Below are 14,343 nucleotides of genomic sequence, written 5' to 3' on the forward strand. Positions count from 1 at the left end.
AGGCGGTGGACACCACATGGCAACACACCACCGTCTTGTTGAACGAAGCAGTCGACTCTCTTCTGGCAACAACCGGCGAACTGGCAGCAACCGATCCTGCAGCAACCGCGGATCGTGCAGCGGGCACGTACGTCGATGCGACGTTCGGCCGCGGCGGCCATTCGCGCCTCATCCTCTCGCGCCTGTCGCCGCAGGGGCGCTTGATTGCCTTCGACAAGGACACCGAAGCCGTTGCCGAGGCGCGCCGCATCCCGGACCCTCGCTTCGTGATCCGTCACGAGGGCTTTTCTCACCTGACCGACATGCCGGCCGCCAGTGCGGCGGGCATCCTGATGGATCTGGGCGTCAGCTCGCCCCAGATCGACAACCCCGCACGGGGTTTTTCTTTTCGTTTCGACGGCCCGCTGGACATGCGCATGGACACCACGCGCGGACAGAGCGTGGCCGATTGGCTGGCCGAGGCAGAAGTACAACAGATCGCGGAGGTGATTCGTGACTATGGGGAAGAACGGTTTGCTCTTCAGATTGCAAAGGCGCTTGTTGCTCGCCGACAGGAACGGGGCCCAGTTTCAACCACCGCTGAACTGGCCCAGCTCGTGGCTGGTGCGGTCAAAACCCGCGAGCCGGGCCAGGACCCTGCAACGCGCACATTTCAGGCTCTTCGGATTTTCATCAACGCCGAGCTTGAAGAGCTGCAACAAGCGCTAGAGGCCAGCCTCGATGTTCTCCAACCCCAGGGCCGGCTCGTGGTGATCAGCTTCCATTCGCTGGAAGACCGCATCGTCAAGCAGTTCATGACGAAGCATTCGCGCGAGGTGTACGACCGCCGCGCGCCGTTTGCCGAGCCCAAGCCGATGAAGCTGCGCACGATCGACCGCATCAAGCCGTCGGCCGGGGAGGTGGCGCGCAACCCGCGTTCGCGCAGCGCCATTATGCGCGTGGCTGAAAGGACTGCGGCGTGACGCGGCTCAACCTCGTGCTGCTGCTGGCCGTGATGGCGAGCGCGCTGTACCTCGTGCGCACGCAGTACGAGTCGCGCCGCCTGTTCGTGGAGATCGACAAGGCGCACGCCGAAGCGCGCCGCCTCGAACTCGAGAACGAGCGCCTGCAGGTCGAGAAACGCGCGCAGGCCACGCCGCTGCGCGTGGAACGGCTTGCCAAGGAGCAGCTCAAGATGCGCTCGGCCACGCCGGCCATCACGCAGTACGTGACGTACAAGGGTACCTCCGCCACTGCCGGCGCGGTGACGCCTGCGCCTTCGCAAACATCCGTGCAGGCGCCTGCCAGGGGTGAAGCGCCATGAGCCGCCGCATGAGCCGCAGTGTGGCCTACACCTCCAGCCCGCTGCTGGCCAGCAAGACGCCGGTCTGGCGCAGCAAGCTGGTGGTCGGGGCGATCGCGCTGGGCTTCGTGGGGCTGGCGGGCCGTGCCGCGTACATCCAGGTGCTGGGCAACGACTTCTTCCAGCGCCAGGGCGAAGTGCGGTTCGCCCGCACGCTGGAGCTGCCGGCCAACCGTGGCCGCATCCTCGACCGCAACGGTCTCATCCTCGCGTCCAGCGTGCCGGCACCGAGCATCTGGGCAATCCCGGAGGACGTGGACCGTGATCGTGCCAAGCTGCAGCAACTCGCGAAGCTGCTCGAAATGCCGCTGGCAGACCTGAACAGGAAGCTCGAGAACGAAGACAAGACCTTCGTGTGGATCAAGCGCCAGGTGGACGAGCCTGTGGCGCAGCAGATCGCCGCGCTCAACATCAAGGGCATCTACCAGCGCAAGGAATACAAGCGCAAGTACCCCGAAGGCGAAGCGGCTGCGCACGTGGTCGGTTTCACCAACATCGAGGACAACGGGCAGGAAGGCATCGAGCTCGCCTTCAACAAGGACCTGGCGGGACGCGCCGGTTCGCGTCGTGTCATCAAGGACCGCCTCGGCCGCGTGGTGGAAGACGTGGGCGAGCAGGTGCCGCCGGTGGACGGCCGCGACATGCAGCTGTCCATCGACAGCAAGGTGCAGTTCTTCGCGTGGCAGAAACTGCGCGATGCAGTCATCGCGAACAAGGCGCGCGCGGGCAGCGTGGTGGTACTGGACACCCAGAGCGGCGAAGTGCTGGCGATGGCCAACTACCCGAGCTACGACCCCAACCGCCGCCAGAACCTCAGCAGCGGCCAGTTGCGCAACATCGCGCTGACCGATGTGTTCGAGCCGGGCTCGACGATGAAGCCGTTCACCATCGGTCTCGCGCTCGAAACGAACCGCGTGACGCCCCTCACACCGATCCAGACCGCGCCGGGCTATGTGGTCATCGGTGGCTCGCGCATTTCCGACTCGCATCCGCACGGCGTGCTGACGGTGCAGGAAGTGCTGCAGAAGTCGAGCAACGTCGGCACGCTCAAGCTCGCGCTGCAGATGCAGCCGCGCGAGATGTGGGACCTTTTCTCGCAATCGGGCTTCGGCCAGCGCCCGCAGATCACCTTCCCCGGCGCGGTATCGGGTCGGCTTCGGCCCTACAAGACGTGGAAGCCGGTGGAGCAGGCGACCATGTCGTATGGCTACGGCCTGTCGGCCAGCCTGTTCCAGATCGCGCGGTCGTACACCGTGTTCGCGCACGACGGGCAGATCATTCCCGCCACGCTGATGAAGATCGACGAGCCCGTGACGGGTGTGCAGGTGCTGTCGCCGAAGACGGTAGCCGAAGTGCGCAAGATGCTGCAGATGGCCGCCGGCCCCGGCGGGACCGGCCCCAAGGCGCAGACGCTGGGCTACTCGGTGGGTGGCAAGTCCGGCACCGCGCACAAGCAGGTGGGCAAGGCCTATGCGGCCGACAAGTACCGCTCGTGGTTCGTGGGCATGGCGCCCATCGACAAGCCGCGCATCATTGTCGCGGTGATGGTGGACGAGCCGAGCGCCGGCAAGTATTTCGGTGGCGATGTGGCCGCACCGGTGTTCAGCGAAGTGGTGCAGCAGTCGCTGCGCATGATGGGCGTGCAGCCCGACATGGCGGTGAAGCCGCAGGTCGTGGCCAACGCGGTGCAGGAGAGCTTCTGACATGCAGCGCCTGAACACGCCCGCCGAAGCTGCACAGTGGTTGCGCACACGCGTGAGCGCCAACCTCACGGTGGACAGTCGCCTGGTGCGCGACGGCGACGGCTTCATCGCATGGCCCGGCTTCGCGACCGACGGTCGCCAGTTCGTCGGCGCGGCACGCGCGCAGGGCGCGACCGCGTGCCTGGTGGAATTGCAGGGCGCAGACCAGTTCGACCTGCAGGGCGACGACATTGCAGGTTACGAAGGCCTCAAGGCGGCCACCGGGCTCATCGCTTCCGCCTACTTCGAAGATCCGTCCGCAGAGCTTGATGTGCTGGCGGTGACGGGCACCAACGGCAAGACATCCACCGCATGGTGGCTCGCGCAGGCGATCTCACGCCTCAGGTCCGGGGCCCCGTGCGCAGTCGTCGGAACCCTGGGTGTCGGCGTGCCGCCGGATGTCCGGTACAACGGACTGACGACGCCGGACCCGGTCCTGCTGCAACGCACGTTCCGCGTGTGCGCAGACAAGTCATTCAGCGCCTGCGCGATCGAGGCTTCGTCCATCGGCATTGCCGAACGACGGCTCGACGGCACGCGCATCCGCGTGGCCGTGTTCACCAACTTCACGCAGGACCATCTGGACTACCACGCGAGCATGGACGCCTACTGGCAGGCCAAGGCCGAGCTGTTCCGCTGGCCGGGCCTTGCAGCGGCCGTCGTCAATGTGGATGACGTGCAAGGCGCGACACTCGCGGGTGAACTCGGCGAGCCGATGGACCTGTGGACCTTCTCGGCGGTCGGCGATGCGCGCCTGTGCGCGCAGTCCATCGTGACGACGGAGCAGGGCCTGCGCTTCGATGTGGTCGAAGATGGCCAGCGGCACAGCCTGCAGACACAACTGATCGGCCAGTACAACGTTTCGAACCTGCTGGGCGTCATCGGTGCGTTGCGCGCGATGGATGTGCCGCTTGCCGATGCGGTGACGGCATGCACCGGCTTGCTGCCTGTGCCCGGGCGCATGCAACGCGTGGACAGTGTCGCGGGTCAGCCGCTTGCAGTGGTGGACTACGCCCACACGCCCGATGCGCTCGACAAGGCGCTCACGGGTCTTCGCACGCTGACCGTCGAACGCGGCGGCAGGCTCTGGTGTGTGTTCGGCTGCGGCGGCGATCGCGATCCGGTCAAGCGACCGATGATGGGCGCTGTGGCCGAGAAGTGCGCGGACAGCATTGTCATCACCAGTGACAACCCGCGCAGCGAAAAGCCCGAAGCCATCGTGAGCCAGATCCTGCTCGGTCTCACCAAACCGGAAGCCGCGCAGGTGCAGGTCGACCGTGCGTCCGCGATCGCGGATGCGCTGAAGCAGGCCGGGGCACAGGACGTGGTCCTGATTGCCGGCAAGGGGCACGAGGCCTGGCAGGAAGTGGCAGGCCGGCGAGAGGAGTTTTCCGATGTCGAGCATGCCGCGCGCGCACTTGCCGCCCGTTCGCAGGAGGGCAAGGCATGAACGGCGTGCAGCTCTTCTCCCTGTCGCAGGCCATGCCCTGGTTGCCGGGCGCAACGCTCGTCGGTGACGACGTGACCGTGCGCCGCGTGCACACCGACACCCGCACGCTCGAAGCCGGGGACCTGTTCGTGGCGTTGCGCGGCGAGCGTTTCGACGCGCACGAGTTCCTGTCGCAGGCGCAGGACAAGGGCGCGGTGGCGGCCATCGCCGAGCGCGGTCTTGCTGAAGCAGGGCTTCCTGGCCTGCAGGTGGCAGACAGTCGCATCGCCCTCGGCCAGCTCGCGGCCGGCTGGCGCGCGCAGTTCCGCTTGCCGCTCATCGCCGTGACCGGCAGCAACGGCAAGACCACGGTGACGCAGATGATCGCGTCCATCCTGCGTGCCTGGAAAGGCGAGCATGCCTTTGCAACCCAGGGCAACCTGAACAACGACATCGGCGTGCCGCTCACGTTGATGCGGCTGACGGCAGATCACACTGCGGGTGTGGTGGAGCTCGGCATGAACCACCCGGGCGAAATCGACTACCTCGCGCGCATCGCCAAGCCGACGGTCGTGCTCGTGAACAACGCGCAGCGTGAGCACCAGGAATTCATGGCCACCGTCGAGGCCGTAGCGCACGAGAATGGCTCCGCCATCGGCAGCCTGCCCGGCAGCGGCACGGCCGTGTTCCCGGCCGACGACGAATTCGCGCCGGTATGGCAGAAGCTCGCCGCGGGGCGGGCATGCATGACATTCGCGCTCGCCGGTCCGGCCGATGTGACACTGCTTGACGCCCGCTGGGGCGAGGGCGCATGGCAGGTCCGCGCACGCACGCCGGCCGGTGACCTGAGCCATGGGCTGCATATCGCCGGCCGCCACAACGTGAAGAATTCGCTGGCGGCCGTGGCCGCGTCGCTGGCTGCCGGAGCGCCGCTCTCCGCCATTGCGCAAGGACTCGAGACCTTCGAGCCGGTCAAGGGGCGCTCCCGTGCGCTGGCACTCCGGTTCGCCGGGCGCGTGCTCACCGTGGTGGACGATACCTACAACGCCAATCCCGACTCCGTGCGCGCCGCCATCGACGTGCTCGCCGAACTGCCCGGCCCGCGCGTGCTCGTGCTGGGCGACATGGGCGAGGTAGGCAACGAAGGACCGGCCTTCCATGCAGAAGTCGGTGCGCATGCACGCGCGCGCGGCATCGAACAGCTTTTCACGCTGGGCGAGCAGGCTGCCGGCATCTCGCAGGCATTCGGTTCGGGACGCCATTTCGGCCATGACACCCCTGACAACATCGCGGCGCTCAACACGGCTGTCGCGGCAACGCTTCCCCAGACAGCCAGTGTGCTCGTCAAGGGCTCGCGCTTCATGAAGATGGAGCGCGTGGTGCAAGCCATCACGGCGCTGGCGCAGCCACACGAACAAGAACAGGAGAACATCCATGCTGCTTAGCCTGGCCCAGTGGCTGCAAGCACTCTCGCCCGAATTCGCATCGTTCCGGGTCTTCCAGTACCTCACCTTCCGTGCGGTGATGGCAGCCATGACATCGCTCCTCATCGGCCTGCTCGCCGGTCCCTATGTGATCCGTCGCCTCACTGCGCTCAAGATCGGCCAGCCCGTGCGCGGCTACGGCATGGAAACGCACCTTTCCAAGAGCGGTACGCCCACCATGGGCGGCGTGCTCGTGCTGCTGTCGATCGCAATCTCCACGTTGTTGTGGTTCGACCTGTCCAACCGCTTCGTGTGGATCGTGCTTCTCGTCACGCTGGGCTTCGGCGCCATCGGCTGGGTGGACGACTGGCGCAAGGTTGTCAACAAGGACCCGGAGGGCATGCGCTCGCGCGAGAAGTACTTCTGGCAATCGGTGATCGGCCTCATTGCTGCCGTGTACCTCGTGTTCAGCATCTCCGAGAGTTCCAACCTCAAGGTGGTGGAACTCTTCATGACCTGGGTGCGTTCGGGCTTCGACGTGAACCTGCCACCCAAGGCCGGCCTGCAGGTGCCGTTCTTCAAGGAGATCACCTATCCGCTGGGCGTGTTCGGCTTCGTGATCCTCACCTACCTCGTGATCGTGGGTTCGAGCAATGCGGTCAACCTCACGGACGGCCTGGACGGTCTCGCCATCATGCCGGTGGTGATGGTCGGTTCCGCACTCGGCGTATTCGCTTACGTCACGGGCAGCGCGGTGTATTCGAAGTACCTGCTGTTCCCCAACATTCCCGGCTCGGGTGAACTGCTGATCTTCTGCTCGGCGATGGCGGGGGCCGGCCTGGCGTTCCTCTGGTTCAACGCACATCCGGCGCAGGTGTTCATGGGTGACGTAGGTGCGCTGGCACTGGGCGCTGCGCTGGGGACCATCGCCGTCATCGTGCGCCAGGAAATCGTGCTGGCCATCATGGGTGGCATCTTCGTGGTGGAAGCGTTGTCGGTGATGATGCAGGTGACCTACTTCAAGTACACCAAGCGTCGCTACGGTGAAGGCCGTCGTCTGTTCAGGATGGCGCCGCTGCATCATCACTTCGAGAAGTCGGGCTGGAAGGAAACGCAAGTCGTGGTGCGTTTCTGGATCATCACCATGCTGCTGTGCCTGATCGGCCTGTCCACGCTGAAGCTGCGGTGAGGAAGACGGGCGCATGAACTTCCTCCAAGACCAACACGTGCTGATCCTGGGCCTGGGAACATCGGGCCTGGCGATGGCGCGCTGGTGCGTGCGCATGGGGGCGAAGGTCACCGTGGCCGATACGCGTGATACGCCACCGGGGCTCGGGACCTTGCAAGGGGAAGTGCCCGAAGCGCGCTTCGTACCGGGCACGTTCACTGCGTCGCTGGTGGAAGGAACGGACGTGCGTGCCGTGTTCCGCAGCCCCGGTCTCAAGCCGGGTGAAGTGGCGCCTGTCATGGATGCCGCTGTGGCACAGGGCCTGTGGACCGGCGGTGAACTCGACCTGTTTGCCCGCGCGCTGCAAGTGCTCAAGGACGAGCGCGGTTACGCGCCGCATGTGCTTGCCGTGACCGGCACCAACGGCAAGACCACGGTGACGGCGCTCACCGGTCAGCTGGTGGAACGCGCAGGCAAGCGCGTCGCGGTCGCCGGCAACATCGGCCCGACGCTGCTGGACACGTTGACGGAGGCGATCCGCGATCTGCCGGAGAAGACCGTTGCAGAGGCGGTCGAAGAAGACATCGCTGAAGCGGAAGGCGACACAGCAACCGAACTGATTGCCGACCAGACAGAAGAAGAGCCTGTGGCTGAGCCGGAATCCGAAGCAGCCGCCAGCGATGAGGCGATCATGCCCGCTATCGAAGTGCCGCCCGCACCCCCGGTCGACCCCGCGATCGCTGTGCTGCCCGAAGTCTGGGTGCTCGAACTCTCCAGCTTCCAGCTCGACGGCGTGAAAGGTTTCGAGCCGACCGCTGCCGCGCTGCTCAACATCACGCAGGACCACCTCGACTGGCATGGCGACATGCAGGCCTATGCGGCTGCGAAGTCGCGCGTGTTCGGCAGTCGCGGCGCGATGCTGCTCAACCGCGAAGATCCGCTTGTCATGGCGATGCAGCCGCCGTCGCGTGCGAAGAATGACAAGACGCCATCGCGCGTCGTGGTGACGTTCGGTGCCGACATGCCGGCGCGCCCCGGCGATTTCGGCATCGAAACCGTGAACGGCATGGCCTGGCTGGTGCGCGCGCACGAAGCCGACGAAACGCGTCGCAAGCGCCGCAATGAGGAAGAGGAAGAACTGCACATCCAGCGCCTGATGCCGGTGGATGCACTGCGCATCCACGGTCGCCACAACGCGGTGAACGCGTTGTCCGCGCTTGCACTCGCGGTGAGCGCCGGCTGCCAGCTTGCACCCATGCTCTATGGCCTGCGTGAATATCGCGGTGAGCCGCATCGTGTCGAACCGGTCGGCGTTGTGCATGACGTCGAGTACTTCGACGACAGCAAGGGCACGAACGTCGGTGCGACGGTGGCGGCGTTGCAGGGCATCGGTGCGGATCGCCGCGTGGTGGTCATCCTGGGCGGCGAAGGCAAGGGGCAGGACTTCTCGCCGCTCGCAGCGCCGGTGCAGCGCTTTGCGCGTGCAGCCGTTCTCATCGGCCGCGATGCGCCGATCATCCGCGCGGCGCTCGAAGGCACGGGCGTGACCTTGCTGGACGCGACCAGCATGGAAGACGCGGTGGCACAGGCCACGCAGCGCGCCCATGCCGGCGACGCGGTCCTGATGTCGCCGGCCTGCGCGAGCTTCGACATGTTCGACAACTACCCGCACCGTGGCCGCGTGTTCCGCGCCGCGGTCGAGGCTTTGCAGGAGGAGGCGCTGTGAGCAGTCTGGCGGCACGCTTTTCCGGGTTTCTCGGTGGCATGTTCGGCGGTGGCAAGGGCGACGATGCCCTGCCGGTGCGCACGGGCAGCGCCGAGTACGGCCGCACGCGCGCCGTGCCTGCCACGTTCAAGGGCTTCGACCAGCCGCTGCTGTGGGTGGTGGTGGCTTTGCTGGCCTGGGGTCTGGTGATGGTGTATTCGGCGTCCATCGCCATGCCGGACAACCCGCGTTTCGCACGCTACGCGCACACGCACTTCCTCTCGCGTCACATGGTGTCGCTGGTGGTGGCCTTCGTGGCAGCGCTCATCGCCTTCCAGATTCCGCTCGCCAAGTGGGAGAAGTGGGCGCCGTGGCTCTTCGTCGTGTCGCTGGTATTGCTCATCGCCGTGCTCATTCCGCACGTGGGCAAGGGCGTCAACGGCGCGCGCCGCTGGATCTCTTTCGGCATCATGAACTTCCAGCCGTCGGAGCTCGCCAAGTTCGCGGTGCTGCTCTACGCGGCGGACTACATGGTGCGCAAGATGGACGTGAAGGAACGCTTCTTCCGCGCCGTCATGCCCATGGCCATTGCCGTCGGCGTGGTGGGCATGCTGCTGCTGGCCGAGCCTGACATGGGCGCGTTCATGGTGATCGCTGTCATCGCCATGGGCATCCTGTTCCTGGGTGGTGTGAACGCGCGCATGTTCTTCCTGATCGCCACCGTGATGGTGTTCGCCTTCAGCATGATGGTGATGCTGTCGGACTGGCGGCGCGAACGCATCTTCGCGTACCTCGATCCGTGGAGCGAGAAGCATGCGCTGGGCAAGGGCTACCAGCTCTCGCATTCGCTGATCGCCATCGGGCGTGGCGAGATTTTCGGCGTGGGCCTGGGCGGCAGCGTCGAGAAACTGCACTGGCTGCCCGAGGCGCACACCGATTTCCTGCTCGCCGTGATCGGCGAGGAGTTCGGCCTCATCGGCGTGCTGTGCGTGCTCGGCCTCTTCCTCTGGCTCACGCGGCGCATCATGCACATCGGCCGCCAGGCCATCGCGCTGGACCGCGTGTTCGCGGGCCTGGTCGCGCAGGGCGTCGGCATCTGGATCGGCTTCCAGGCGTTCATCAACATGGGCGTGAACCTGGGCGCGCTGCCCACCAAAGGGCTCACGCTGCCGCTCATGAGTTATGGGGGGTCGGCGATCCTGATGAACCTGGTGGCGCTGGCCGTGGTGCTGCGCATCGACTTCGAAAACCGCACCCTGATGCGTGGAGGCCGCGTATGAGCAAGAAGGCGCTCATCATGGCAGGCGGCACAGGCGGACACATCTTCCCGGGCCTGGCTGTGGCCGAAGCCTTGCGTGAGCGCGGCTGGCAGGTGCACTGGCTCGGCGCGCCCGGCACCGCCGCGTCGCCGAGCATGGAGAGCCGTCTGGTGCCACCGCGCGGCTTCGCTTTCGAGGCCGTGGATTTCTCCGGCGTGCGCGGCAAGGGGCCTGTCACGCTGGCGCTGTTGCCCTTGCGCCTGCTGCTGGCCTTCTGGCAGAGCATCCAGGTGGTGCGGCGCGTGAAGCCCGATGTGGTGGTGGGGCTGGGTGGCTATATCACCTTCCCGGGCGGCATGATGGGCGTGCTGCTCGGCAAGCCGCTCGTGCTGCATGAGCAGAACTCGGTGGCCGGCATGGCCAACAAGGTGCTTGCCGGCGTGGCCGACCGCGTGTTCACCGCCTTTCCGAACGTGTTCCCCAAGGGCCTGTGGATCGGCAATCCGCTGCGCAAGGAATTCACGCAGCAGCCGACGCCCGAAGCGCGCTTTGCGGGTCGCGACGGCCCGCTGCGCATCGTGGTGGTCGGCGGCAGCCTCGGTGCCCGCGCACTCAACGAGATCGTGCCGCAGGCCCTGGCGCGGCTACCCGAAACGCAACGCCCCGAAGTGCTGCATCAGAGCGGTGCTGCGCAGATCGATGCGCTGCGGGCCAACTACGCGGCGGCCGGTGTGAAAGCCGAGTTGACGCCGTTCATCGACGACACGGCATCGGCCTTCGCCGAAGCCGATCTCGTGATCTGCCGCGCCGGCGCGAGCACGGTCACGGAGCTGGCCGCTGTCGGCGCGGCCGCACTGTATGTGCCGTTCCCCGCTGCGGTGGACGACCACCAGACCACCAACGCGAGGTTCATCGTCGATGCCGGTGGCGGCTGGCTCGTGCCGCAAGCCACGCTCACCCCCGACGGTCTTGCGCAGATGCTCATCGGTCTCACGCGAGGCGAACTGCTCGCGCGGGCGCAGAAGGCGAAACAACTGGAGAAGGTCAACGCCACGCGCGAGGTGGTGCTGGCCTGCGAGGAGATCACGGCATGAAGCATGCCATCCGTCACATTCATTTCGTGGGCATCGGCGGCGCCGGCATGAGCGGCATCGCCGAGGTGCTGCTCAACCTGGGCTACACGATTTCGGGCTCGGATCTGTCGGACAGCCCCACGCTGCGCCGGTTGGCCTCGCTCGGCATGGTGACGCACGTGGGCCATGCGGCGGCACATGTGACCGGCGCGGACGCGGTGGTCACCTCCACCGCCGTGCAGCAGGACAACCCCGAAGTGCTGGCCGCGCGTGAGAAGCGCATCCCCATCGTGCCGCGCGCGCTGATGCTGGCCGAGCTCATGCGCCTCAAGCGCGGCATTGCGATCGCCGGCACGCACGGCAAGACGACGACGACCAGCCTCGTCGCGAGCGTGCTGGCCGAGGCAGGGCTCGACCCGACTTTCGTGATCGGCGGCAAGCTCAACAGCGCGGGCGCAAACGCCAAGCTCGGCACGGGCGACTACATCGTGGTGGAAGCCGACGAGTCCGACGCCTCATTCCTCAACCTGCTGCCGGTGATGGCGGTCGTGACCAACATCGACGCAGACCACATGGAGACCTACGGCCACGACTTCGGCAAGCTCAAGGGCGCGTTCGTGGACTTCCTGCACCGCATGCCGTTCTACGGCACGGCCATCCTGTGCACAGACGATCCCGCGGTGAACGAGATCGTGTCGCAGGTGTCCTGTCCCGTCACGAGCTACGGCTTCGGTGAGGGAGCACAGGTCCGCGCCGTCAACGTGCGGCCCGTGAACGGCCAGATGCACTTCACCGTGCAGCGCCGCAACGGCGTCACGCTGCCGGACCTGGACATCGTGCTCAACCTCGCGGGCGAGCACAACGTGCGCAATTCGCTGGCCGCGATTTCGGTGGCGGTCGAACTCAATGTGCCCGACGCGGCGGTGCAGAAGGCGCTGGCTGAATTCAAGGGCGTGGGCCGCCGCTTCCAGAGCTATGGTGATGTGCCGGCGCAGGGCGGCGGTTCGTTCACGGTGATCGATGACTATGGCCATCACCCGGTGGAAATGGAAGTCACGCTGGCCGCCGCGCGGGGCGCGTTCCCTGGTCGCCGTCTGGTTCTGGCGTTCCAGCCGCACCGCTACACGCGCACGCGCGACTGCTTCGAGGATTTCGTGAAAGTCATCGGCCATGCCGATGCCGTGCTGCTGGCCGAGGTGTATGCCGCTGGCGAAGCGCCGATCGTCGCGGCGGACGGTCGCTCGCTCGCCCGTGCATTGCGCGTGGCCGGCAAGCTGGAGCCTGTGTTCGTGGACGACATCTCGGCGATGCCGCAGGCCGTGCTGGACAACGCGCGTGACGGCGACGTGGTGATGTGCATGGGTGCGGGCACCATTGGCGCCGTGCCTGCGCGCGTGGTTGAACTCGGGGGTGTGAAGTGACGACGGGCAGTACACAGGTCAACATGCAGAAGCACGGCGAGTTCGGCAAGGTGGCCGTGCTCATGGGCGGCCGCTCCGCGGAGCGCGAGGTGTCGCTCATGTCGGGTGCGGGTGTGCTCAAGGCCCTGCAGTCGCGCGGCGTCGATGCGCATGCGTTCGACCCGGCCGAGCGTGACCTGTCCGAACTCAAGAAGAAGGGCTTCAAGCGCTGCTTCATCGCCCTGCATGGCCGCTTCGGCGAAGACGGCACCGTGCAGGGCGCGCTGGAACTGCTGGGCATCCCTTACACGGGTTCGGGGGTCATGGCGTCGAGCATCGCGATCGACAAGGTCACCACCAAGCGCGTGTGGCTGGCTGACGGCGTACCGACGCCCAGGTACAAGCTGCTGCGTCGCGGCAAGTTCGACCGCAAGGACGTGATCGAGATCCCCGACACGCTCGGTCTGCCGGTGATCGTGAAGCCCGCGCGCGAAGGGTCGTCGATCGGTGTGACCAAGGTGGCGGGTTATTCGGGCATGGCTGACGCCGTCGAGGCTGCGTCGAAGCTCGACGCAGACGTGCTGTGCGAGCAGTTCATCTCGGGCGACGAGGTGACCTGCCCCATCCTCGGCACGGGCGATGAAGCCCGCGCGCTGCCGGTGATCCGCATCGTCGCGCCCGAAGGCAACTACGACTACCAGAACAAGTACTTCACCGACGACACCAAGTACCTCGTGCCCTCCGGCCTTCCGGCCGATGAGGAGAAACGCATCCAGGAACTGGTCGTGCGTGCCTACCGCGTGCTGAACTGCCGGGGATGGGGACGCGTGGACGTGATGATCGACGGCAAGACGCGCGAGCCCTACCTGCTTGAGATCAACACCTCGCCCGGCATGACCGGCCATTCGCTGGTGCCGATGTCCGCGCGTGCCGCCGGCATCAGCTATGAAGACCTTTGCATGCAGCTGCTGGCGTCGGCCGCGCTGGACCAGTCCACGGGAGAGGGCCAGGGATGAACTCCACGCTGCAGGTTCCCTTCGACGTGAAGCTGATGAACGCCACCGCGTCGGTGCTGTTCGTCGTCTGCGCGGTCGGCGGAATCGCAGCCGTGGCCTGGTGGGCGCTGCGCCACCCGGTGTTCACCATTGCCGGTATCACGATCAATGGCGATACGCAGCACAACAACGCGCTCACGCTGCGCGCCAACGTGGCGCCCAAGCTGGTGGGCAACTTCTTCACGGTGGACCTTGCGCGTGCACGCGCCGCATTCGAAGCCGTGCCCTGGGTGCGCCGCGCGGTGGTACGCCGCGAATTCCCCAACCGGCTGGGCGTGACGCTGCAGGAACACCAGGCCGTGGCCTTCTGGGGTGACGAAGATGGATCGCGCCTCGTCAACAGCCAGGGCGAAGTGTTCGAGGCGAATGCGGGGGACGTGGAGCAGGACAACCTGCCGCGCTTGCGTGGACCGGAGGGCCAGTCGGCCGAGGTGCTGACGATGTATCTCGCCTTGAAGCCGCTGTTCGATCCGCTGGACCTGGGCATCGAGGAACTGATGCTTTCGGGGCGCGGCGGCTGGCGTGTCGAACTCGACACCGGTGCCGAAGTGGAACTGGGGCGCGGCAGCGTGCAGGAAGTGCAGGCACGCACGGAAGTGTTCGTGAACACGCTGACACAGGTGACCTCGCGCTACGGACGCCGGCCCGACATGCTGGAGTCGGCGGACCTGCGGCACACACAGGGTTATGCGGTGCGGCTGCGCGGGGTGACGACGGTCGTGCCCGACGCGCAGAAGAAATGAAAG

Annotated in this window: 12 protein-coding genes; all 12 read left to right on the forward strand. The window is 66.3% G+C overall.

Annotation, left to right across the window (positions count from 1 at the left end):
• Nucleotides 1–5 precede the first annotated feature (5 nt).
• Genes rsmH through ACO2Q9_RS13700 form a run of 12 tightly spaced genes read left to right on the forward strand, consistent with a single transcriptional unit; the run spans nt 6 to nt 14,340 of the window.
• A complete protein-coding gene (rsmH, locus tag ACO2Q9_RS13645; RefSeq protein ID WP_423312257.1) occupies nt 6–962 on the forward strand; it encodes a 16S rRNA (cytosine(1402)-N(4))-methyltransferase RsmH in 957 nt (318 codons plus the stop codon).
• Complete coding sequence (gene ftsL / locus ACO2Q9_RS13650) at nt 959–1,303, forward strand: cell division protein FtsL (protein WP_423312259.1); 345 nt, start codon at nt 959–961, stop codon at nt 1,301–1,303. The genes rsmH and ftsL overlap by 4 nt, the downstream gene beginning before the upstream one ends.
• 8 nt (nt 1,304–1,311) lie before the next feature.
• Nucleotides 1,312–3,045, forward strand: a complete 1,734-nt coding sequence (locus ACO2Q9_RS13655; protein ID WP_423312487.1) for a peptidoglycan D,D-transpeptidase FtsI family protein — start codon at nt 1,312–1,314, stop codon at nt 3,043–3,045.
• Nucleotide 3,046: 1 nt separating this feature from the next.
• On the forward strand, nt 3,047–4,534 hold the full coding sequence (locus ACO2Q9_RS13660) for a UDP-N-acetylmuramoyl-L-alanyl-D-glutamate--2,6-diaminopimelate ligase (RefSeq protein WP_423312261.1): 1,488 nt from the start codon (nt 3,047–3,049) through the stop codon (nt 4,532–4,534).
• Nucleotides 4,531–5,958: a UDP-N-acetylmuramoyl-tripeptide--D-alanyl-D-alanine ligase gene (locus ACO2Q9_RS13665; RefSeq protein WP_423312263.1), complete on the forward strand. Its 1,428-nt coding sequence runs from the start codon at nt 4,531–4,533 to the stop codon at nt 5,956–5,958. Before ACO2Q9_RS13660 ends, ACO2Q9_RS13665 begins: the two co-directional genes overlap by 4 nt.
• Complete coding sequence (gene mraY / locus ACO2Q9_RS13670) at nt 5,948–7,126, forward strand: phospho-N-acetylmuramoyl-pentapeptide-transferase (protein ID WP_423312265.1); 1,179 nt, start codon at nt 5,948–5,950, stop codon at nt 7,124–7,126. Before ACO2Q9_RS13665 ends, mraY begins: the two co-directional genes overlap by 11 nt.
• Nucleotides 7,127–7,139: 13 nt before the next feature.
• Nucleotides 7,140–8,831 (forward strand): UDP-N-acetylmuramoyl-L-alanine--D-glutamate ligase, encoded by a 1,692-nt coding sequence (gene murD / locus ACO2Q9_RS13675; RefSeq protein WP_423312267.1) that lies wholly within the window; start codon nt 7,140–7,142, stop codon nt 8,829–8,831.
• Between the two features lie 38 nt (nt 8,832–8,869).
• Nucleotides 8,870–10,090 carry a putative lipid II flippase FtsW gene (gene ftsW, locus ACO2Q9_RS13680; protein ID WP_423312488.1) on the forward strand — a complete coding sequence of 407 codons (1,221 nt, stop codon included), beginning with the start codon at nt 8,870–8,872 and terminating at the stop codon, nt 10,088–10,090.
• Complete coding sequence (gene murG / locus ACO2Q9_RS13685) at nt 10,087–11,163, forward strand: undecaprenyldiphospho-muramoylpentapeptide beta-N-acetylglucosaminyltransferase (RefSeq protein ID WP_423312269.1); 1,077 nt, start codon at nt 10,087–10,089, stop codon at nt 11,161–11,163. Before ftsW ends, murG begins: the two co-directional genes overlap by 4 nt.
• On the forward strand, nt 11,160–12,563 hold the full coding sequence (murC, locus tag ACO2Q9_RS13690) for a UDP-N-acetylmuramate--L-alanine ligase (protein WP_423312270.1): 1,404 nt from the start codon (nt 11,160–11,162) through the stop codon (nt 12,561–12,563). The genes murG and murC overlap by 4 nt, the downstream gene beginning before the upstream one ends.
• A 23-nt stretch (nt 12,564–12,586) precedes the next feature.
• Nucleotides 12,587–13,558 carry a D-alanine--D-alanine ligase gene (locus ACO2Q9_RS13695; RefSeq protein ID WP_423312272.1) on the forward strand — a complete coding sequence of 324 codons (972 nt, stop codon included), beginning with the start codon at nt 12,587–12,589 and terminating at the stop codon, nt 13,556–13,558.
• Complete coding sequence (locus ACO2Q9_RS13700) at nt 13,555–14,340, forward strand: cell division protein FtsQ/DivIB (RefSeq protein ID WP_423312274.1); 786 nt, start codon at nt 13,555–13,557, stop codon at nt 14,338–14,340. Before ACO2Q9_RS13695 ends, ACO2Q9_RS13700 begins: the two co-directional genes overlap by 4 nt.
• Nucleotides 14,341–14,343: the final 3 nt, after the last annotated feature.

The sequence above is a fragment of the Variovorax sp. VNK109 genome (assembly GCF_049445855.1).
Classification (GTDB): domain Bacteria; phylum Pseudomonadota; class Gammaproteobacteria; order Burkholderiales; family Burkholderiaceae_C; genus JAGOCV01.

Excerpts from the sequence above, each read along its gene's own strand:
- ftsW (WP_423312488.1), top strand. The coding sequence starts at position 8,870 with ATGTTCGGCGGTGGCAAGGGCGACGATGCCCTGCCGGTGCGCACGGGC.
- murD (WP_423312267.1), top strand. The coding sequence starts at position 7,140 with ATGAACTTCCTCCAAGACCAACACGTGCTGATCCTGGGCCTGGGAACA.
- murG (WP_423312269.1), top strand. The coding sequence starts at position 10,087 with ATGAGCAAGAAGGCGCTCATCATGGCAGGCGGCACAGGCGGACACATC.
- ACO2Q9_RS13665 (WP_423312263.1), top strand. The coding sequence starts at position 4,531 with ATGAACGGCGTGCAGCTCTTCTCCCTGTCGCAGGCCATGCCCTGGTTG.
- ACO2Q9_RS13695 (WP_423312272.1), top strand. The coding sequence starts at position 12,587 with ATGCAGAAGCACGGCGAGTTCGGCAAGGTGGCCGTGCTCATGGGCGGC.
- ACO2Q9_RS13655 (WP_423312487.1), top strand. The coding sequence starts at position 1,312 with ATGAGCCGCAGTGTGGCCTACACCTCCAGCCCGCTGCTGGCCAGCAAG.
- mraY (WP_423312265.1), top strand. The coding sequence starts at position 5,948 with ATGCTGCTTAGCCTGGCCCAGTGGCTGCAAGCACTCTCGCCCGAATTC.
- ACO2Q9_RS13700 (WP_423312274.1), top strand. The coding sequence starts at position 13,555 with ATGAACTCCACGCTGCAGGTTCCCTTCGACGTGAAGCTGATGAACGCC.
- murC (WP_423312270.1), top strand. The coding sequence starts at position 11,160 with ATGAAGCATGCCATCCGTCACATTCATTTCGTGGGCATCGGCGGCGCC.
- ACO2Q9_RS13660 (WP_423312261.1), top strand. The coding sequence starts at position 3,047 with ATGCAGCGCCTGAACACGCCCGCCGAAGCTGCACAGTGGTTGCGCACA.